This is a genomic window from Caulobacter radicis (genome assembly GCF_003094615.1).
GTDB classification, from domain to species: Bacteria; Pseudomonadota; Alphaproteobacteria; order Caulobacterales; family Caulobacteraceae; genus Caulobacter; species Caulobacter radicis.
In genome coordinates this window covers 70161-89838 of sequence record NZ_QDKO01000017.1, presented here as the reverse complement: position 1 = coordinate 89838, position 19678 = coordinate 70161, and the positions used below count along the sequence as shown (strand labels likewise).

The 19678-nt window shown below is 68.6% G+C and carries 22 protein-coding genes and 1 tRNA gene; 14 read left to right on the top strand and 9 right to left on the bottom strand.

Annotated elements, in window-relative coordinates:
- The first annotated feature begins 27 nt into the window (after positions 1 to 27).
- From DDF62_RS10650 to pnp, 8 genes are all read left to right on the top strand, one after another.
- Positions 28 to 104: transfer RNA gene (locus DDF62_RS10650), tRNA-Met, on the top strand.
- Positions 105 to 163: 59 nt separating this feature from the next.
- Complete coding sequence (locus DDF62_RS10645; RefSeq protein ID WP_116489095.1) at positions 164 to 622, top strand: MaoC family dehydratase; 459 nt, start codon at positions 164 to 166, stop codon at positions 620 to 622.
- Between the two features lie 63 nt (positions 623 to 685).
- Complete coding sequence (locus DDF62_RS10640) at positions 686 to 2083, top strand: serine hydrolase domain-containing protein (protein ID WP_116489094.1); 1398 nt, start codon at positions 686 to 688, stop codon at positions 2081 to 2083.
- A 27-nt stretch (positions 2084 to 2110) separates the two neighbouring features.
- The gene (locus DDF62_RS10635; protein ID WP_116489093.1) at positions 2111 to 2893 is read left to right on the top strand and encodes a dienelactone hydrolase family protein; all 783 of its coding nucleotides are present in this window, start codon (positions 2111 to 2113) and stop codon (positions 2891 to 2893) included.
- A gap of 248 nt (positions 2894 to 3141) precedes the next feature.
- On the top strand, positions 3142 to 3603 hold the full coding sequence (gene rbfA / locus DDF62_RS10630; protein ID WP_116489092.1) for a 30S ribosome-binding factor RbfA: 462 nt from the start codon (positions 3142 to 3144) through the stop codon (positions 3601 to 3603).
- Between the two features lie 3 nt (positions 3604 to 3606).
- A complete protein-coding gene (truB, locus tag DDF62_RS10625; RefSeq protein ID WP_116489091.1) occupies positions 3607 to 4539 on the top strand; it encodes a tRNA pseudouridine(55) synthase TruB in 933 nt (310 codons plus the stop codon).
- A 14-nt stretch (positions 4540 to 4553) separates the two neighbouring features.
- Positions 4554 to 4823 (top strand): 30S ribosomal protein S15, encoded by a 270-nt coding sequence (gene rpsO / locus DDF62_RS10620; RefSeq protein ID WP_058348691.1) that lies wholly within the window; start codon positions 4554 to 4556, stop codon positions 4821 to 4823.
- 255 nt (positions 4824 to 5078) lie between these two features.
- Positions 5079 to 7229, top strand: a complete 2151-nt coding sequence (pnp, locus tag DDF62_RS10615) for a polyribonucleotide nucleotidyltransferase (RefSeq protein ID WP_116489090.1) — start codon at positions 5079 to 5081, stop codon at positions 7227 to 7229.
- Positions 7230 to 7443: 214 nt separating this feature from the next.
- Here pnp and DDF62_RS10610 read toward each other — a convergent pair whose 3' ends face one another.
- A complete protein-coding gene (locus tag DDF62_RS10610; protein ID WP_116489089.1) occupies positions 7444 to 8040 on the bottom strand; it encodes a YqgE/AlgH family protein in 597 nt (198 codons plus the stop codon).
- 108 nt (positions 8041 to 8148) lie between these two features.
- Between DDF62_RS10610 and DDF62_RS10605 the strand changes: the two genes are divergently transcribed.
- The gene (locus DDF62_RS10605) at positions 8149 to 8631 is read left to right on the top strand and encodes a peroxiredoxin (protein WP_116489088.1); all 483 of its coding nucleotides are present in this window, start codon (positions 8149 to 8151) and stop codon (positions 8629 to 8631) included.
- Positions 8632 to 8782: 151 nt separating this feature from the next.
- Here DDF62_RS10605 and DDF62_RS10600 read toward each other — a convergent pair whose 3' ends face one another.
- Entirely contained in the window at positions 8783 to 9520 is a 738-nt protein-coding gene (locus DDF62_RS10600; RefSeq protein WP_116489087.1) for a M48 family metallopeptidase, read from the bottom strand.
- 134 nt (positions 9521 to 9654) lie between these two features.
- Here DDF62_RS10600 and DDF62_RS10595 point away from each other — a divergent pair, with 134 nt between their 5' ends.
- Positions 9655 to 10152, top strand: coding sequence for a hypothetical protein (locus DDF62_RS10595; protein WP_116489086.1), 498 nt, complete (start codon positions 9655 to 9657; stop codon positions 10150 to 10152).
- Here DDF62_RS10595 and DDF62_RS10590 read toward each other — a convergent pair.
- Together DDF62_RS10590 and DDF62_RS10585 are read right to left on the bottom strand one after the other, a co-directional pair.
- Positions 10149 to 11414, bottom strand: a complete 1266-nt coding sequence (locus DDF62_RS10590; protein WP_116489085.1) for a polyhydroxyalkanoate depolymerase — start codon at positions 11412 to 11414, stop codon at positions 10149 to 10151. The genes DDF62_RS10595 and DDF62_RS10590 overlap by 4 nt on opposite strands.
- A 98-nt stretch (positions 11415 to 11512) precedes the next feature.
- Entirely contained in the window at positions 11513 to 12106 is a 594-nt protein-coding gene (locus tag DDF62_RS10585; RefSeq protein WP_116489084.1) for an SCO family protein, read from the bottom strand.
- A 56-nt stretch (positions 12107 to 12162) separates the two neighbouring features.
- Here DDF62_RS10585 and DDF62_RS10580 point away from each other — a divergent pair, with 56 nt between their 5' ends.
- Positions 12163 to 13563: an ActS/PrrB/RegB family redox-sensitive histidine kinase gene (locus tag DDF62_RS10580; RefSeq protein ID WP_116489083.1), complete on the top strand. Its 1401-nt coding sequence runs from the start codon at positions 12163 to 12165 to the stop codon at positions 13561 to 13563.
- 89 nt (positions 13564 to 13652) lie between these two features.
- Positions 13653 to 14210, top strand: coding sequence for a stationary phase response regulator transcription factor SpdR (spdR, locus tag DDF62_RS10575; RefSeq protein ID WP_058348705.1), 558 nt, complete (start codon positions 13653 to 13655; stop codon positions 14208 to 14210).
- A gap of 202 nt (positions 14211 to 14412) precedes the next feature.
- On the opposite strand, the gene DDF62_RS10570 is transcribed toward spdR, so the two are convergent.
- The 3 genes from DDF62_RS10570 to DDF62_RS10560 all read right to left on the bottom strand — a co-directional run bounded on the left by DDF62_RS10570 (position 14413) and on the right by DDF62_RS10560 (position 16428).
- Entirely contained in the window at positions 14413 to 15198 is a 786-nt protein-coding gene (locus DDF62_RS10570) for an SDR family oxidoreductase (RefSeq protein ID WP_116489082.1), read from the bottom strand.
- A 254-nt stretch (positions 15199 to 15452) separates the two neighbouring features.
- Positions 15453 to 15752: a 4a-hydroxytetrahydrobiopterin dehydratase gene (locus DDF62_RS10565; protein WP_116489081.1), complete on the bottom strand. Its 300-nt coding sequence runs from the start codon at positions 15750 to 15752 to the stop codon at positions 15453 to 15455.
- A gap of 31 nt (positions 15753 to 15783) precedes the next feature.
- Entirely contained in the window at positions 15784 to 16428 is a 645-nt protein-coding gene (locus tag DDF62_RS10560) for an HAD-IA family hydrolase (RefSeq protein WP_116489098.1), read from the bottom strand.
- A gap of 155 nt (positions 16429 to 16583) precedes the next feature.
- On the opposite strand from DDF62_RS10560, the gene DDF62_RS26645 reads away from it, so the two are divergent.
- Complete coding sequence (locus tag DDF62_RS26645; RefSeq protein WP_116489080.1) at positions 16584 to 17216, top strand: hypothetical protein; 633 nt, start codon at positions 16584 to 16586, stop codon at positions 17214 to 17216.
- Between the two features lie 167 nt (positions 17217 to 17383).
- On the opposite strand, the gene rsmD is transcribed toward DDF62_RS26645, so the two are convergent.
- Positions 17384 to 17947, bottom strand: coding sequence for a 16S rRNA (guanine(966)-N(2))-methyltransferase RsmD (gene rsmD / locus DDF62_RS10550; protein WP_116489079.1), 564 nt, complete (start codon positions 17945 to 17947; stop codon positions 17384 to 17386).
- Complete coding sequence (locus DDF62_RS10545) at positions 17947 to 18588, bottom strand: TMEM175 family protein (RefSeq protein WP_116489078.1); 642 nt, start codon at positions 18586 to 18588, stop codon at positions 17947 to 17949. The genes rsmD and DDF62_RS10545 overlap by 1 nt, the downstream gene beginning before the upstream one ends.
- Positions 18589 to 18741: 153 nt before the next feature.
- Here DDF62_RS10545 and DDF62_RS10540 point away from each other — a divergent pair, with 153 nt between their 5' ends.
- A complete protein-coding gene (locus DDF62_RS10540; RefSeq protein ID WP_244286788.1) occupies positions 18742 to 19674 on the top strand; it encodes a CPBP family intramembrane glutamic endopeptidase in 933 nt (310 codons plus the stop codon).
- Positions 19675 to 19678 lie beyond the last annotated feature (4 nt).

Below are 19678 nucleotides of genomic sequence, written 5' to 3'. Positions count from 1 at the left end.
GAACCCTACTCACGATTATACCCCTGCCGCGGGGTGGAGCAGCCCGGTAGCTCGTCAGGCTCATAACCTGAAGGTCACAGGTTCAAATCCTGTCCCCGCACCCAAATCTTCTACAAATGGCCCTCGCTTTCGCGGGGGCCTTTTGTCGTTTCGGGATCTGCTGATGACCGACCGCTACCTGGACGACCTGACCGTCGGCGAAACCTGGACGGGCCAGCCGTTCGTGCTGTCGCAGGCCGAGATCCTCGACTTCGCCCGCGCCTATGATCCCCAGCCGATGCATGTCGACCTGGAAGCCGCCACGACCGGCCGGTTCGGCGGGATCATCGCCAGCGGCTGGCACGTGGCCTCGCGGGTGATGCGCGAATATGTCGACACCGCGCCGTTCGGGGCCACGCCCATGCTGGGCATCCGCATCGACGAGCTGACCTGGCTGAGGCCCGTGCGTCCCGGCGACGCCCTGACCGTCCATCGCGAGATCGTCGAGGTCGCGCGTTCGCGCTCCAAGCCCGATCGCGGGACCATCCGCACCTTCACGCGGGTGAGCAACCAGCACGGCGAACCGGTGCTGACCTTCTTCAACCTGATCCAGATGCCGGCCCATGCGGGCGTGATCCTGTAAGGCGCCTTGCCTTCGCGCCCGGCTCGCCCTCAGTCTGCGGGCTTTGCGACGGGGGCTTATCGAATGCGGCGACGGACGGTTCTGGCGGGCGGCGTGCTGGTGTCGACCTTGGCGCTGACTGGGACGTTTCCCGCGTTCGCCGCGCCGCTGTCGCCGGACAAGGCCCGCCAGGTCGACGCCATCGCCGCCGAGGTGCTGGCCGCCACCGGCGCGCCCTCGGCCTCGGTGGCCGTCGTCGAGGATGGCGAGCCGGTCTACGCCAAGGCCTACGGCCTGGCGCGCCTGTCGCCGGCCATTCCCGCAACCACGTCCACCCGCTACGGCGTCGCCTCGGTCAGCAAGCAGTTCACCGCCGCGGCGATCCTGCTGCTGGTCGAGGACGGCAAGGTCTCGCTGGACGACCCGGTCGGCAGGTACCTGCCCGGCCTGACCGACGGCGATAAGATCACCCTGCGCCAGGTGCTGTCGCACACCGCCGGCTATCGCGACTACTGGCCCCAGGACTTCGTGTTCGAGGCCATGCGCGCGCCGACCACGCAGCAGGAGATCCTCGACGGCTGGGCGCGCATCCCGCTGGACTATCCGCCCGGGGAGCAATGGCGCTACTCCAACACCGGTTTCGTCATCGCCGGCCTGGTGGTCGAGAAGGTTTCGGGCGAGCCGCTGTTTTCCTTTCTCAAGCGGCGGATCTTCGATCCCCTGGGCATGAGCGGCGTCACCGAGGACGACAGCAAGGCGCTGTCGCCGCCCGACGCCGGCCACTACACCCGCTATGGCCTGGGGGCCGTGGTCGCGGCGGACAAGGAAGGTCCCGGCTGGCTGTTCGGCGCGGCCGAGCTGGCCATGTCGCCGTCGGATCTGGCGCGCTGGAACCGGGCGATGATCCGCCGCGAGCTGCTGAAGCCATCGTCATGGGACGCGATGACCACGTCGGTCGATCTGTCGAGCGGGGCTCCCGCCGGCTATGGCCTGGGTGTTTCGGTCAAGGTGCGCGACGGGGTCACCAGCATCAGTCATGGCGGCATGCTGTCGGGCGTGCTGACCAGCAACACCGTCTGGCCCAGCGAGAAGCGGGCGGTGACCGTGGTTTCTAACGCCGATTTCGGCGAGCCGCAGACGGCCATCGCGCAGCGCATCGCCTTCCTGCTGCGGCCTTCGACGGGGCCGGCGGCGACGGCGCGGATCCTGGTCGCCCAGCTGCAGGCGGGGACGATCGACCAGGCCCTGTTGACGGCCAACGGCAAGGCCTGGTTCACGGCCGCGCGCCTGGCCGACTTCAAGCAGAGCCTTTCTCCGCTTGGACCCTTGCGCATGCTCGAGGGCCAGGGCGTGCAAGTGCGCGGCGGCATGACCTGGCATGGTTTCGACGCGGCCTTCGGCGGACGGACCCTGTCGGTGTCGATGCGGCTGACGCCGGACGGCAGGGTCGAGCAGTTCCTGATCGGGCCGAAGGCGGGCTGACGGACGAACAAAGGCGAGGGGCGGGCGATGGGCGACGTGTTCGAGGGCTTTTCCCGGTTCGAGTTCGACGACGGCCGCTGGAGCCGCTCGGTCTGGCGAATGGGAACAGGACCGGCGGTGATCGTCGTCCACGAGATCCCCGGCCTGCATCCGGGCGTGCTGGACTTCGCCCGCGAGGTGGCCGCCGCCGGCATGACCGTCTTCTGCCCCAGCCTGTTCGGCGAGCCCGGCCGGCCGGTCAGTCGCGGCTACGGCGCGGCGTCGTCGCTGCAGATCGCCTGCGTGCGGCGCGAGTTCAATCTGTGGCGCGGCGGCAAGTCGAGCCCGATCGTCGACTGGCTGCGGGCCTTGGCGAGGCAGGTCCACGCCGAGTGCGGCGGCAAGGGCGTCGGGGCGGTGGGCATGTGCGTCACCGGCGGCTTCGCCCTGGCGATGATGACCGAGCCCTGCGTCGTGGCGCCGGTGCTGTCTCAGCCCTCCCTGCCGGTGACGGCCAAGGGCGACCTTGATCTGTCGGCCGAGGAGCTGGCCTGCGCCAGGCGGCGGTTCGAGGCCGAGGACCTGTCGCTGATCGCCCTGCGCTACAAGACCGACTGGCACGTGCAGGACGGCCGTTTCGCGCGGCTGAAGGCCGAGTTCGGCGAGCGGGCCGAGTTGATCGAGCTCGAGGACGCCGACGCCAACGGCTACCGCGTGATCCCGCCGCATTCGGTGCTGACCCTGCATCTGGACCGGGATCGCCCGGACGGGGCGGGGATGGCGGCGGCGCGGCGGGTGGTGGCGTTCTTCCGGGAGCGGACGGGGGCGTGACCATGATCCTCTCCCTGAAGGGGGAGGCGGCCCGGAGGGCCGGAGGGGGAAGTTCCTGCTGATTTGAGGGCGGCTGCTGGCTTGCAGGCTACATCCCCCTCCGTCGGCTTCGCCGACACCTCCCCCTTCAGGGGGAGGATCGTTTGGCTGGACTTTTCCGCCTCACGCGCCTAGACACCGCGCCTTCGATTTTCCCCCGCGCTACCGGCGTTCGATCCGCCGGCCGGGCTGCAAAGGCTATCCGCGCCATGAAGCGCCATTCCGACAAATCCAAGGATGGACCGACCGGTCCGTCGCAACGCCAGCTCCGCGCCGGCGAACTGATCCGTCACGCCCTGGTCGACATCCTCCGCGAGGAAGAGCTGGCCGACGAGGCCCTGGCCGGCGTCTCGGTCACTGTCTCCGAAGTGCGCATGAGCCCCGACCTGAAGCACGCCATCTGCTTCGTCGAGCCGCTGGGCGCGGGCCTGGCCGACCAGGGCGCGAGCCAGAACGTCGACGAGATCATCAAGGGCCTGAACCGCGTGGCCAAGTTCCTGCGCGGGCGCCTGGGCCGGTCGATCGACATGAAGTTCACGCCCGACCTGAAGTTCATCCACGACGAGAGCTTCGGCACGGCGGCTTATATGGACAAGCTGTTCCTCGATCCGCGCGTGCGCCAGGACACCGAGCGCCGCCTGTCCGACGTGCTGGACGAAGACGAGGACTGAGCCATGGCGCGCCGCAAGAAGGGTGACGCCGTCTCGGGCTGGGTGTGCCTGGACAAGCCCTACGACCTGACCTCGACCAGCGCCGTTTCCCGCGTGCGCCGGGCGTTCAACGCCCAGAAGGCCGGCCACGCCGGCACGCTGGACCCGCTGGCCACAGGGATCCTGCCGCTGGCCCTGGGCGAGGCGACCAAGACCGTCCCGTTCCTGATGGACGCAGACAAGGCCTATCGCTTCACCATCGAGTGGGGGCGCAACACCACCACCCTGGATCGCGAGGGCGAGACGACGGCGTCGTCCGACGTACGGCCGGCGATCGAGGCGATCGAGGCGGCCCTGCCGGCCTTCGTCGGCGAGGTCGACCAGGTGCCGCCGAACTTCTCGGCCATCAAGGTCGACGGCGAGCGGGCCTACGACCTGGCGCGCGACGGGGTGGAGTTCGAGCTCCAGACCCGCAAGGTGACGATCCACGGCCTGCGCGTGCTGTCGGTTCCCGACGCCGACCATGTGGAGCTGGAGATGGAATGCGGCAAGGGCACCTATGTGCGCGCCGTGGTCCGGGATCTGGCGGCGGCGCTCGGCGCCTGTGGACATGTCAGCCAGCTTCGCCGCACGCGGGTCGGCCAGTTCACCGAGGACTCGGCGATAAGTCTGGAAACTCTAGAGAATTTGGGCTATGAGGCCCGACTGTCGGAGGCATTGCTTCCGGTCGAGACCGCGCTGGACGACATCCCGGCGTTGGCCGTGACCGATGAAGACGCCTTCCGGCTTGCGCAAGGACGCGCCATCGTTCTGCTACCCAGGCAGGTGGAAACGCTGAAAGCCGAGCTCATGCCCGGTGATCGCACCGTTTCCGCCATGTCCGGAGAACGCCTGGTGGCCTTGTGCGAGATGCGCGCCGGAAAGCTCAATCCGGTGCGGGTCTTCCAACTCACCTGAGCGGAGACAACCCGATGTCGATCACTGCCGAGCGCAAGAGCGCTCTTATCGCCGAGCACGCCCGCACCGAGGGTGACACCGGCAGCGCTGAAGTCCAGGTCGCGATCCTCTCGGAGCGCATCTCGAACCTGACCGAGCACTTCAAGACCCACAAGAAGGACAACCACAGCCGTCGTGGCCTGCTGAAGCTGGTTTCCCAGCGTCGCCGTCTCCTCGACCACCTGAAGAAGTCCGATGAAGGCCGTTACGCGGCTCTCATCGAGAAGCTGGGTCTGCGCCGCTAAGGCGCATTTCCGCCGCCTTACCCCGGTAAGGCGGCGGAACGCTATTTGGGATCGACGCTCCGAGACAGGCCGGGGCGGAAGATCCAAGGGCTCCGCGCCTGAGAAGGTCCGGTGCTCCGTACGTCCGAGGGTTCACGTCCTCAAACCCCCGCCTGTCGAACCTTGGATGAGGATCATCGGCCCGGCTTCCGTTAAGCCGTCCGGCCCCTGTCCGTCCCCGACGGGAATCCGCCCGCGGGAACCGAAAGAAGAAAAATGTTCGATATCAAGCGCAAGACGATCGAGTGGGGCGGCAAGACGCTCGTCCTCGAAACCGGTCGCATCGCCCGTCAAGCCGACGGCGCCGTTCTGGCCACCATGGGCGAAACCGTCGTCCTGGCCACCGCCGTGTTCGCCAAGAAGGCGAAGCCCGGCCAAGATTTCTTCCCGCTGACGGTCAACTACCAGGAAAAGACCTTCGCGGCCGGCAAGATCCCGGGCGGCTACTTCAAGCGCGAAGGCCGTCCGTCGGAAAAGGAGACCCTGGTCTCCCGCCTGATCGACCGTCCGATCCGCCCGCTGTTCGTCAAGGGCTTCAAGAACGAAGTCCAGGTCGTCGTCACCGTGCTGCAGCACGACCTCGAGAACGATCCCGACATCATCGGCATGGTCGCCGCCTCGGCCGCCCTGACCCTGTCGGGCGCCCCGTTCATGGGCCCGATCGGCGCGGCTCGCGTCGGCTGGGTGAACGGTGAGTACGTGCTGAACCCGACGCTCGACGAGCTGAAGGAAAGCGCGATGGACCTGGTCGTGGCCGGCACCGCCGACGCCGTGATGATGGTCGAAAGCGAAATCAAGGAACTCTCGGAAGAGATCGTCCTGGGCGGCGTCAACTTCGCCCACCAGCAGATGCAGGCCGTGATCGACGGCATCATCGACCTGGCCGAACACGCCGCCAAGGAGCCGTTCGACTTCCAGGCCGAAGACACCGACGCCCTGAAGGCCGAAGTGAAGAAGGCCGTGGGTCAGGACCTGGCCGACGCCTACAAGATCCGCACCAAGGCCGACCGCGTCGCCGCCCTCGGCGCCGCCAAGACCAAGGCCATCGACACCTTCGCCAAGAGCGATGCGAACCCGGCCGGCATCGATCCGCTGAAGCTGGTTTCGGTGTTCAAGGAACTGGAAGCCGACATCGTCCGTCGCTCGATCCTCGACACCGGGATCCGCATCGACGGCCGTGACGTCCGCACCGTCCGTCCGATCCTGGGCGAAGTCGGCATCCTGCCGCGCACCCACGGTTCGGCCCTGTTCACCCGCGGCGAGACCCAGGCGATCGTGGTCGCCACCCTGGGCACCGGCGACGACGAGCAGTTCATCGACGCCCTGGAAGGCACCTACAAGGAATCCTTCCTGCTGCACTACAACTTCCCCCCCTACTCGGTGGGTGAGACCGGCCGCATGGGTTCGCCGGGCCGTCGCGAAATCGGTCACGGCAAGCTGGCCTGGCGCGCCCTGCGCCCGATGCTGCCGGCCAAGGAAGACTTCCCCTACACCATCCGTCTGGTCTCCGAGATCACCGAGTCGAACGGCTCGTCCTCGATGGCCACGGTCTGCGGTTCGTCGCTGGCCATGATGGACGCCGGCGTTCCGCTGGTGCGTCCGGTGTCGGGCATCGCCATGGGCCTGATCCTCGAAAAGGACGGCTTCGCCGTTCTGTCCGACATCCTGGGTGACGAAGATCACCTGGGCGACATGGACTTCAAGGTCGCCGGCACCAGCGAAGGCCTGACCTCGCTGCAGATGGACATCAAGATCGCCGGCATCACGCCCGCGATCATGGAGCAGGCCCTGGCCCAAGCCAAGGAAGGCCGCGCGCACATCCTCGGCGAGATGAACAAGGCCATGGAAGCGCCGCGTGAAGACGTCGGCGAGTTCGCTCCGAAGATCGAGACCATCACCATCCCGACCGACAAGATCCGTGAAGTGATCGGCACCGGCGGCAAGGTGATCCGCGAGATCGTCGCCACCACCGGCGCCAAGGTCGACATCAACGACGAAGGCACCGTGAAGGTCTCGGCCTCGGACGGCGCCAAGATCAAGGCCGCGATCGACTGGATCAAGTCGATCACGCAGGAAGCTGAAGTCGGCGCGATCTACGACGGCAAGGTCGTCAAGGTCGTCGATTTCGGCGCCTTCGTGAACTTCTTCGGCGCCAAGGACGGCCTCGTCCACGTCAGCCAGATCAGCAACGAACGCGTCGCCAAGCCGTCGGACGTGCTGAAGGAAGGCCAGATGGTCAAGGTGAAGCTCCTGGGCTTCGACGACCGCGGCAAGACCAAGCTGTCGATGAAGGTCGTCGACCAGACGACGGGTGAAGACCTGTCGAAGAAGGCCGAAGTGACCCCGGAGGAAGCCGTCAACACCTGATGACGGCCTTCAGGGCGACCTGAAAATGCAGCGGGCGGCTCCGAAAGGGGCCGCCCGTTTTGCGTTCGGGATCGAAGATCCTCCCCCCGAAGGGGGAGGTGTCGGCGAAGCCGACGGAGGGGGAAGTGTTCATGGTGTTTGGAGTGGATGGAGGCGTCGAGTTTTTCACCCCCTCTGGCCCTTCGGGCCACCTCTCCCTTCGGGGAGAGGGTCTCTAAGCCCGTCCCGCCTGGGCCGACAGGTGATCGGCGGTGATCCCGATCTTGGCCAGGGCGCGGGTCCACTTGCTCTCGTGGTCGTCGCCGAACAGCAGGGCTTCGTCGGCGTCGCAGATGAGCCAGACGTTGTCGCGCAGTTCCTGCTCCAGCTGGCCGGGGCCCCAGCCGGAATAGCCCAGAGCCAGGATGGCGCGGCGTGGGCGGTGGATGCGGCTGCCCAGGGCGTCCAGGGCGTCGCGGGTGACGGTCAGGGCCAGGCCGTCGGCCACCGGCGAGGTGGAGTCGGGCGAGACGTAGTCGTCGGTGTGCAGCACGAAGCCGCGCTCGCGCTCGACCGGGCCGCCCAGCATGACCAGGTCGCTGGGGGCGCGCACCTCGGGCTCGACGCCCAGCTTGTCGAGCAGCTCGTACACCGTCAGGCCCTCGACCGGGCGGTTGACAGCCAGGCCCATGGCCTGCTCGTCGTCGTGCGAGCACAGGTAGACGACGGCGCGCTCGAAGCGCGGGTCCTCGATGCCGGGCATGGCCACCAGGAGCCGGCCGGTCAGGAATTGGCCCTCGCCGTCGAGGGGAGCGGTCTCGGGAGCGTCCATCTGTTGAGGATCGGCACACAACGCGTCGGTTTCAAGTCAAACCACGTTATTGGCGAACCGATCCGGACGCTTTATCTCCGGACGGCCCTTTCAGCACAGGATCACACCATGGCGATCAAGGTTGGCGACACGCTTCCGGCGGCCACGTTCATGACCAGCACGGCCGAAGGCCCCGCTCCGGTCACTTCCGACGACCTCTTCAAGGGCAAGACCGTCGCCCTCTTCGCCGTCCCCGGCGCGTTCACCCCGACCTGCTCGGCCAAGCACCTGCCGGGCTTCAAGGAGAAGGCGGCCGAACTCAAGGCCAAGGGCGTCGACACCATCGCCTGCATCTCGGTCAACGACGTCTTCGTGATGAAGGCCTGGGGCGCCGACCAGGGCATTTCGGACGAAGTGCTGCTGCTGGCCGACGGCAACGGCGACTTCACCCGCGCCATCGGCCTGGACTTCGACGGCAGCAAGTTCGGCATGGGCTCGCGCTCGCAACGCTACTCGCTGATCGCCAAGGACGGCGTGGTCGAGACGCTGAACGTCGAGGAAGCCGGCGAATTCAAGGTCTCGTCGGCCGACTACATGCTGGGCCAGCTCTAAAGCAGGTCCTGGCCCGCCCTCGTCCAGAGTTCATCCTCGGGCCGACCGTTGGTCGGACCCGGGCGGCAAGCTCAGGATAAGGGCTACCGACGGGCCGCGACAGTCGAGAACCTCACCCTGAGCCTGTCGAAGGGCGGGGTTCTCGCAGCCCTCACGCCGAGATCGCGTGCAGTTCGGCGGCATGCGCCCGCAGCCAGGCGCGATGCGGCGCGGGATCGCCGATCAGGGTCTCGCACAGCGCCCAGAAGCGCGGGCCGTGATTGGCCTCGACCAGGTGGGCGCATTCGTGGGCGACGACGTAGTCGGCCACCGCCGCCGGCGCCAGCACCAGCCGCCAGCTGTAGCGGATCGCCGCCGGCGCGCCGGGGCGGGCGGGCCGGCACGAGCCCCAGCGGGCCTTGGGGTCGGCCACCGCCACCGACGGCGTCGGCCGTCCCAGCCGTCCGGCGTGATGGATAGTGCGCTCGGTCAGGATCTCCAGCGCCCGGTGCTTGACCAGCCGCAGGATCTTCAAGGACCAGTTGGCGTCGTCGGGCGCGATCAGCGCATCCTCGGTCATCCGCGCCCGGCCCGGACCAACCTCCAGCCGATAGGCCTTGCCCCAGATCTTCAGCACGCCGCCGGGCTCGATCACCTGGCGGCCGGGCAGGGCGGCCAGCTGCAGGCTCATCCAGCCGGCCTTCTCGTGGGCGAAGGCCACGGCCTCGGTCAGCCGGCGCTGGTTGGGCGCGATGGCGACGATCTCGGACTTGGCCCGATCGACCCGCAGCGACACCCGCCGCGCGCGGCCGTCGACCTTCAGCCGCACGGCGCAGCGCTCGATCTCCAGCCGGTCGCCGTCGGCGAAGCGTCGGGGAGCGGCCTTGGGCTGCGGGCGGAAGAGGTTCATCACGCTCCTAGATCGCGCCCGCCGGGCCGGCGCGCAAGAGCCGCCTTCGCCTCTCCGATGGACGAAGAGGCCTTTCGCGGTGCGGCGCGCTCGCCAGACCTGCGATAGGATCGAAATCTCTCCCGGAGGTTTTCGTGCTCGACCTCGTCTGCCTGTCCGAACCGTTCTGCCTGACGCGCGACTACGCGCCGGCCTCGGAAGTGGTCGGCTTCCATCGCGTCGTCCGTGACGGCTGGCCTGTCGAGGCTTCGCCCGAGGCGGTGGCGCGGCTGGGGGTGACGGTGCGGTTCGTCGCCAGCGATAACCTCGTCACGCTGGCGGCCGACGGCCTGCGCCAGACCTGCGTGGACGGCGCCTGCGTGGTGTTTCGAAGCTGGTGCGAGGGTCTGACCTGCTCGTGGCAGGCCGGGGCGGCGGATGGTCGGGCCGAGCCTTTCCTGCATGAGATCAAGCTGCAGGCCGTCAGCGCCGAGGCCCTGGCGCGGGCCAAGGCCGAGGTCTTCGTCTCGCTCGACGGCGGTCGGCGGCGGCTGTCGCTGGCGCAACTGGGCGAGGGTGGTCCGGCCGCTCCCGGCCTCTACACCGCCCCGGTCCGTCCCGGCGATCGCCGCCTCCGGAGGCCGGCCGCCTAGGCCTTCTTGCCGGCGAAGTTGGGATCGGTGCGCAGGATGAAGTCGCGGACCTTGGGATAGATCTCCTCGCGGAACCGGCGGCCGTTGAACACCCCGTAGTGGCCGACGCCCGGCTGGACGTAGTCTTCCTTGAGGTCGGCCGGAAGGCTGGAGCACAGGTCGTGGGCGGCCTGGGTCTGGCCGATGCCGGAGATGTCGTCCTTCTCGCCTTCAACGGTCATCAGGCCGATGTCGGTGATGGCCCCGGGATCGACCTTGCGGCCGCGATGCATCAGCTCGCCCTTGGGCAGCAGGTGACGCTGGAAGACGATGTCGATGGTCTGGAGATAGAACTCTTCGGTCAGGTCCAGCACCGACAGGTACTCGTCGTAGAACTCCAGGTGCTTGTCGGCCCCGTCGCCGTCGCCCTCGACCAGGCTGTTGAAGTAGCGGCGGTGGGCTTCCTGGTGCTTGTCGGCGTTCATGCTCATGAAGCTGGCCAGCTGCACGAAGCCCGGATAGACGCGCCGGCCCATGCCCGGATAGGGCGCGGGCACGGTGTAGATCATGTTGGACTGGAACCAGGTGAAGGGCTTTTCCTCCGCCAGGTTGTTGGTCACGGTCGGCGAAAGGCGCGCGTCGATCGGCGAGCCCATGAAGGTCATGCTGGCCGGGCGCGACGGATCGCCATCCTCGGCCATCAGGGCGGCGGCGGCCAGCACCGGCGGCCCGGGCTGGCAGACGGCCAGCACGTTGGGACGCGGGCCCAGCACCCGCAGCATGTCGCGGATGTGGTCGATATAGTCGTGGAAGTCGAAACGGCCCTGCAAGACCGAGACCTCGCGGGCGTTCTGCCAGTCGACGATGAACACCGCGTGGTCGGGCAGGAAGGCCTCGACCGTGCCGCGCAGCAGCGTGGCGTAGTGACCCGACAGCGGCGCGACGATCAGCACGGCGGGGTCCAGCTCGAACTTGCCGGCCCGGCGCATGTCGGCCATGTCGCGGTCGAACTGGATCAGCCGCGCCCACGGGCTCTGCCAGACCACGGTCGGGCGCACGCGCACGTCGACGTCGTTGATCTTGACCGTGTCGATGCGCCAGTCGGGCTTGCCGTAGCGACGGGTGACGTTGGAGAACAGGTCCGCGCCCGCATAGAGCCGCCGGCCGAGTTCGGTGTTGGCGGCCGGGTTCAGCGGCGAGCCCCAGAAGTCCCGGGCCGCGCGGGCGGCCAGGCGCATGGGGGTCGAGGCGTAGAAGCTCGCTTCGTGCAGGGCGTAGAGCATGCCGTCTCCAGCGATTGTGCGCTGCAACATAACACGCCGGCCGTTAAGAAGGTACAGCCCTGAGGTAACCTAACGGCGCCGCGATGCAAAAAATGGGTTCAGCGACCTTCCATCGCCGCCTTCAGCTGGCGGGCTATCTCTTCGGGCGGGCTGCTGTAGGCGATGACGCGGTCGAAGCGGCCCTTGGGGTCGATGACGTAGATCGCCGTGGAGTGGTCGACGCTGTAGTCGGGGCCGTCGCCGACCTTGCCGGCGTAGGCGCGGTAGGTCTTCACCGTCGCATCCACCTGTTCCTGCGTCCCGGTCAGGCCGACGATGTTCCTGGGCAGGTGGCCGGCGGTCAGATAGGCCTTCATCTGGGCCGGGGTGTCGCGGGCCGGGTCGACCGAGATCATCACGATCTGCAGGTCCTTGGCCTTGGGGCCCAGCTGGTCGCTTGCGGTCGCCAGGGCCTGCAAGGTGCCGGGGCAGACGTCTGGGCAGTAGGTGAAGCCGAAGAACATCGCGCTCCACTTGCCCTTCAGCACGCTTTCGTTCGTCGGCTTGCCGTCATAGTCGACCAGCTGGAACGGTCCGCCCACCGCCGCCGGCTTGGGCGCGGGGCGGAAGACGCCGCTCTGGACGATCAGCGCGCCGGCCGCCAGGACCCCCACGATGCACACAGCCAGGACCATCAGGCGGTTGCGGTTCATGGGTTTGCATCCTTTGGGGCTCGCCAGATCGAAATTTCTGGCCTTAATGTGGCGTCATGGCCGACGCTTCGTTCAAGGACGCGCCGAAGAAACCATCACCCGACGGGCTCGATAGGCCCGACGGCGCAGGTGCGCAAGACAGCGACGACTGGTCCTGGGCCGGCCCCGGGCTGCGCCAGGGACGCCTTCGCGTTCGAACATTGATCGCCCAACGCTGGCTGACCGTGGCCGGCCAGTCGGTGACGGTGCTGTTCTGCGGCCTGGTCCTCGACCGGCAGATTCCCTACGCCCTGTGCTTCTCGCTGATCGCCCTGTCGGCCTGGCTGAACGTGCTGATCGGCCTGGCCTCGACCGGCCAGCGCCTGGCCCGTGATGTCGAGGCCACCGCCCAGATCGCCTTCGACATCCTGCAACTGTCGGGAATGCTGTACCTGACGGGCGGGGTCTACAACCCGTTCTCGCTGCTGCTGATCGCGCCGGTGACCCTGGCGGCCGCCACCCTGCCGGCGCGCTATGCCCTGGGCCTGGGCGTGCTGGCGGTGATCGCCACCATCGTGCTGGCCTTCCTCTACATGCCCTTGCCCGTCGCCGTCGGCGTTTCGCCGCCCCGGCCGGAGGCCTCGCTGATGTCCGGCATCGTCGCGGCCCGGATCCTCGGCATCGTCGTCACCGGTCTCTACGCCTGGCAGGCGGCGACGGAGTCGGCCCGCATGGAGCTGGCGCTCAACGTCACCGAGACCGTGCTGGCCCGCGAGCAGCGCCTGTCGGCCCTGGGCGCCCTGGCGGCCGCGGCGGCGCACGAGCTGGGCACGCCCCTGGCCACCATCTCGGTCGTCGCCCGCGAGATGGCGCGCGGCGCGCCCGACGAGCAGACCCGCGAGGACGCCGAGCTCTTGATCGGCCAGGCCGCCCGCTGCCGCGAGATCCTGCAGCGCCTGACCGAAATGCCCGAGGCCCAGGACGCCGTGCACGAGCGCATGAGCCTGACCCAGCTGGTGCACGAGATCATCGAGCCGCACATGATCCACGGCGTGCGGGTCGAGGCGGTGGTCAACGGCCCCTCCGGCGAGTCGGCTCCCGACGTCTGGCGCCGGGCCGAGGTGATCCACGCCCTGACCTCGATCGTCGAGAACGCCGTCGACTTCGCCCGCTCGGAGGTGATCGTCGTGGCCCGCTTCGATCCGCGCTCGATCCTGATCGAGGTGCGCGACGACGGTCCCGGCTTCTCGCCCGAGGTTCTGGCCAAGCTGGGCGAGCCCTACGTGACCTCGCGTCCGGGGGCCGAAGGCTCGCGCACCGGCCACATCGGCATGGGCCTGGGCTTCTTCATCGCCAAGACCCTCCTGGAACGGACTGGCGCCGCCGTGGATTTCAGGAACGGTCGTCGCGGCGGCGCGGTGGTCGCGGCCCGTTGGCCACGTCCGGCGATGGAAGCTCCCGGCTTCATCGGGGTTTGAGTACGAAAGACTTGCGAAGTTTTGCAAGTCGTAGACAAGATGGCGATACGACACCCGGTTGAGTAATGGCGCGGGGAGGCGCTGAGTTGATGGCGGATATCGGAGAACTGGTCGCGGCCCTGCCGGACAAGTCCTTGCTTCTGCTCGACGACGATGCGCCCCTGCGCACCCGTCTTGGTCGAGCTTTGGAACAGCGCGGCTTCGAGGTGACCCTGTGCGCCTCGGTGGCCGAGGCGATCGGCTCGCTGAAGAGCCAGGCGCCGGCCCATGCCGTGCTCGACATGCGGCTGGAGGACGGCTCGGGCCTGAAGGTGGTCGAGGCCGTGCGCGACGCCCGCGCCGACGCCAAGATCATCATGCTGACCGGTTACGGCAACATCGCCACGGCGGTGGCGGCGGTTAAGGCCGGGGTGGTCGACTATCTCTCCAAGCCGGCCGACGCCGACGATGTGGCCCGCGCCCTGTTGGCCGCCAAGGACGCCGCGCCCGCCCCGCCGGAAAACCCGATGAGCGCCGACCGCGTGCGCTGGGAGCACATCCAGCGGGTCTATGAGATGTGCGGCCACAACGTGTCGGAGACGGCCCGCCGCCTCAACATGCACCGCCGGACCCTCCAGCGGATCCTGGCGAAGAGGGCGCCGCGGTAGGGCCCCCTCAGTCGGCTTCGCCGACAGCTTCCCCAGAGGGGGAGCATCTTCCGCGATCAAAGATCCTCCCCCTCTGGGGGAGGTGGCCTGAAGGGCCGGAGGGGGGAGGTTCTCAGCTTCCACCGGTCTTGGCCGATGACGCAGCCACTCCCCTCTCCGTCGCCTTCGGCGACACCTCTCCCACAGGGAGAGGGTCGTCTCGTCACATCGCCGAGATCCCGCCGTCGAGCTTCAGCTCGGCGCCGGTCATGAACTTGCTCTCGTCGCTGGCCAGGTAGAGCACCGCATTGGCGATGTCGTCGGGCTCGCCGATGTGGCCCAGCGGGATCTGCCGGCCGAGCTTGGCGTGAGCCTCGTCCTTGCCCAGGCGCTGGCTCAGCGGGTCGAGGATCGGGGTGTCGATGAAGGTCGGGTGGATCGAGTTCGAGCGGATGTCGAGCCCGAGCTTGGCGCAGTAGAGCGCGATGTTCTTGGACAGCAGCCAGACCCCGGCCTTGGAGGCGTTGTAGGCCGGCGAGTTGTGGTTGGCGATCAGGCCGGCGATCGAGCTGATGTTGACGATCGAGCCTGGCTGGTGGGCGCGCATGTGGGTCAGGGCGTGCTTGGCCCCCAGGAAGACGCTGTCGACATTGATCGACATGATCTTCTTCCAGAGGTCGAATTCCATCTGCTCCAGCGGCTTGTCGCCGGCGACGCCGGCGTTGTTGACCAGCACCGAGATCCCGCCGAGGTCGGCCGCGGCGGCTTCCAGGGCCGCGATCCACTGGTCTTCCTGGGTGACGTCGAGCGCGTAGGCGAAGGCCGTGCCGGCGCCGTGGGCGGCGTTGATCTCGGCCGCCACGGCTTTCGCGCCGTCGACATTGATGTCGGCCAGGGCGACCTTGGCGCCTTCCGAGGCCAGCTTGCGCGCCGCCGCCGCGCCCAGGCCCTGGGCCGCGCCGGTGATGAAGGCCTTCTTGCCGGCGACCCGGCCCGTGGTCTGCGCCATTCGGCGTCCTCCCTGTAATTCAAACGATAGTTTGAACTGGATGCGGGAGGAGGGGAAGGGGTGTTCGCCGTCGAGAGCTTCGCTCTATTGTCCCGTCATTCCCGCCCTTGTGGCGGGAACCCCTCTGTCAGCCGCACGGGCAGGAGGGGCGACGTGCCCAGCACGTCGCTTGCGCTTCACCTGCGAGCGGAACCAGGGTTTCCCGCCACAAGGGCGGGAATGACGGGAGGTTGGGGACTTGGCGCGCGCGCCGCCTACCCCGCGATCGCGTCCATGAACGTCGCCAGCTGCACGTCGCGTTCGCTCACCCCGTCGCAGTCGTGGGTGGTCAGGGTCACCTCGACGCGGTTGTAGACGTTGAACCACTCCGGATGGTGATCGCGCTTGTCGGCCTCGATGGCCACGCGGGTCATGAAGCCGAAGGCGGCGTTGAAGTCGGCGAAGCGGAAGGTCTTCTCGATGGCGTCCTTGCCGTCGGCGGCGGTCCAGCCGGTGAGTTGGGAAAGGGCGGCGGCGGCGCCGATCTTGGCGGGGGCGGTCACGGGGGCGGTCATTGGGAGGCGGCTCCTGAAGCTTCTGACCCCTTCAGAACGCCAATCCGGTCGCCGCCGCAAGCTGCGCCAGCGCCTGGTCTTCACCGGAGACCTTGATGGCGACCATGCCCATGGCGGCGGCCGGCTTGCAGTTGACCCCCAGGTCGTCGAGGTAGACGCAACGTTCCGGCGCCACGCCCAGCAGGTCGCACATCATCGCGTAGATGCGCGGATCGGGCTTGCGCACCCCGGCCTTGGAGCTTTCGATCAGGGCGTCGAACTGGCCCAGGATCTCGGTCACGGCGGCCGCCTTCTCCGCGGAAGACGCCATGCCCGCGCCGTGCCCCGCGCCCGGCACATTGTTGGTGATGCAGCCGACCTTGAAGCGCGCCTTGCAGGCCTTCAGCGCCGCCACCATCCGGGGACGGATCTCGCCCGACAGCAGGGGCAGCACGTCGCGACCCGGCACGGCGTGACCCAGGCGCGTGGACTCCTCCAGGAACAGGGCGTCGAAGGTGGCGGCATCGATCTCGGCGCGCTCGAACCGCGCCCAGGCGTTGGTGTCGGGATCGATGGCGTTGACGCCGCGGATGAAGTCGCTGGGCAGGTCGTTGCGCGCCTCGTAGCGGCGGAAGGCCTCGAAGGGCGAGGTGGTGAACACGCCGCCGAAATCCCAGATCACCGCCTCGATCGCCATCGCCTCGCCCCTGCCGAACATTTGTTTGAAATCACTCTAGGCGAGGATAGGGCCGGGGAAAAGCCACGTCGAACAATGGTTAAGCTCGCCTTCATGGCGAAAAAGCGCGCGCGGCTCGCCGGGCTCTGGTCTACTGGCGGCCTGGAGTATCCCCCATGCGCCACATCGTTCTCATCGCTTTCGCCGCCGGGGTCGCCCTGGCCTCGCCGGTTCTCGCCGCGGATCGCTACGGCCTGGCCGGCGGTCCGCCCGACCGCTCGAACCTGCCGGTCGATCCCGAGATCCTGCCGCCCGACACCCGGCCCGGTGAATGCGTCAACCGCCGCGTCACCGGTCCCGGCGGCGCCTATCGCTGGGAGCGGGTGGAGTGCGACGACGGCGAGCGCGGCTGGAGCGACTTCGACCGCTGGAGCTATGGCCGCCCGCCGCTGCGGGTCGACGACCGTGGCGCGCCGCCGCCTCAGGCCTATCTCCCGCCGCCCCCGCCGCAGCCGGACTACGCCCCCGACCGCTACAGCCGTCGTCATGACGACGGCCCGGCCTATGCGCCGAGCTACGCGCCGCCGGCCTATGCCCAAAACGGTTATGCCGCGGGCGGCGCCGTTCAGGGCTATTCGCGCCAGGAAGAGGGCTACGAGTACAGCCGCGAGAGCCGCTACGACAGCGGCGGGTACAGCGCCTATCCGCCGGCCCAGGGCGGCCATCAGGGCGGCTACGGCTATGCGACCTGGACCTCGGCCGGTCGCGACGAATACGGCTTCCTGGTCTGGCCGGGCAAGCAGCCGTAGGGCTCTCTACTTTCCCGTCATTCCCGCCCTTGTGGCGGGAACCCCTGGTTCCGCTCGCACGTGAAGCGTAAGCGGACTGCTTTGCAGTCCGCCCCGTCCGCCCTTGCGGCTGACAGAGAGGTTCCCGCCACAAGGGCGGGAATGACGAGCGGGTAGATTGTGGCGCCCTACAGCAGCCGCAGGAACAGCACCCGGGCCGCGCCATAGTCGCGGGCGTCCAGGGTCTCGAAGGCGTCCAGCACCGGATCGGGCTCGCCGACGCCGCGCTCGAACACCACGATGGCGCCCGGCGCCAGCCAGCCGCCGGCGACCAGTTCGGCCAGGGCCTTCTCGCCCAGGCCCTTGGCGTAGGGCGGATCGAGGAAGGCGATGTCGAAGGCCGCGCCGGCGCTGGCCGGACGGGGGCCGAGGTCGGTGGCGTCGCGGCGATGCACGCGGGTCTGGCCGAACAGGCCGAAGGCGTCGATGTTCTGGCGGATCGCCCCGCGCGCGGCCTCGTTGGTCTCGACGAACAGGCAGTTGGCGGCCCCGCGCGAGATCGCCTCAAGGCCGAGGGCGCCGGATCCCGCGAACACGTCGATCACCCGGGCGCCATGCAACTCCGGCGCCCAGGCGGCGTGCTCGAGGATGTTGAACACGGCCTGGCGGGCGCGGTCGGAGGTGGGGCGGGTGGCGTCGCCCGGCGGGGTGGCGATGGCCTTGCCGCGATACTGGCCCGAGACGATGCGCATCAGGCCGCGGCCTCCTCGGTGGTCTCGGCGGCGCCGGCCGCGCGGCGGCGCATGAAGCGGCCGCCGGCCACGAAGGCGGCGATGGCGGCGGCCAACGGGATCAGGCCCCAGACATGGTTCAGGCTGAACAGGATCAGGCCGCACATCAGGCCGGGCGCGATCGCCGTGCGGGCCAGGGTGAACAGCGCCTCGCCGCGATGGACCGGGCCGGCCAGCTCGCCGGCGAAGGCCGCATAGCCCCAGACCAACGACAGGGCGACGCCGATCGCCGCCACCAGGCCGACATAGACGAGGGTGGCCTCGCCCGAGGCGTGCTCCCACAGCAGTTCCGTGGCCAGGGGCAGCATGCCGATCAGGCCCAGCACCGCCAGGTTCAGTACGTCGAGCACGCCGTTGGCGGCGCGCAGGCGGGCGAAGATCCGCCGGTGGCTGATCCAGTAGACGCCGATCACGGCGAAGCTCACGGCATAGGCCCACAGCTTGTGGCCCATCTGGCCGAACAGGTCGGCGACGCCATGCCAGTGCTCGGGCGGATGGATCTCGATGGCCAGCAGCGTGATGGCGATCGCGAAGACCGCGTCGGAAAACAGCACCAGGCGGTGCAGGTGGCGATCGTCCGCCGCGTGCTCGGTCTTGCTCATGAAACCCCCATCGACAACCGCCGATGTGTGCCGTCATTGCCGCGAGACGGCAAGTCGTGGGCGGACTTTGCTCGAAACCTCTTTTCCTTCGCCTCGCGGCCGATTAGCGAGGAGGCGGGTGCTGTGTGGGATTGGGCGGCTGTGTTCGAGGACGTGAGACGTTCGGCGTTTCTGGACGACCTGACGCCGGCTGACCGGCGCATCGGGCGCCTCCTGCTGAGCCTGCCGGTCGGGTTCGTGGCCGCGATGCTGGCCGCGGTGATCGGCGGCGTCTTCGTCATGGCCCTGTTCACCGGCCTGCTGGACGGCGGCTTCGACCAGGCCGTGGCGCTGTTCAAGTCCCTGACCAACCCGAACGCCGCCGCTCTCGACCTGATCACGCTGCTGTTCGTGCTGTGCCTGCTGACGGCCACCAACGGCGGCATGGCCGTGGCCTTCGCCGGCGTGGCGGCCCTGCTGCACGAGCGCCGACTGCGCAGCTACCTGACCAGCGCGCCGGTCTATCGCTGGCGCCTGACCCTGCTGGGCCTTGTGCTGTTCGCCGTGACCGTCGGACCGCTGCTGGCGGCCAGCGCGCGGCTCGACCCGCACGCGCCGCCCATGCCGATCCTGACGCTGACCTCGACCTTCGACGGCCGGCTCGTCCATGCGGCCGGCGCCGTGGGCCTGCTGCTGCTGGCCGCGGCGGCCGAGGAGCTGGTGTTCCGCGGCTGGCTGCTCAAGCTGACCGGCGCCTTCACCAAACAGGTGTGGCTGATCCTGCTGATCAACGGCGCGGCCTTCTCGACCATCCACTTCGACCCCAACCCCGACGCCTTCCTGGTGCGGGCGGTGCTGGGGATCGGCCTGGCCTGGGCCACCCTGCGGCTGGGCGGGGTCGAGTTCGCGGTCGGCGCCCACGCGGCCAACAACATCGTCATCGTGCTGTTCCTGCAGCCCATGAGCCTGGCGCCCGAGCCGCCGCATCCCTTCCGCTGGGAGGTGCTGCCGATCTGCGTGGTGATGCTGGGCATCTATGTCGGCCTGGCCGAGCTGGTGGCCCGCACGCCGCGCCTGTCGCGCTGGGCCGGGGTGGCGACGGCCTAGAGGG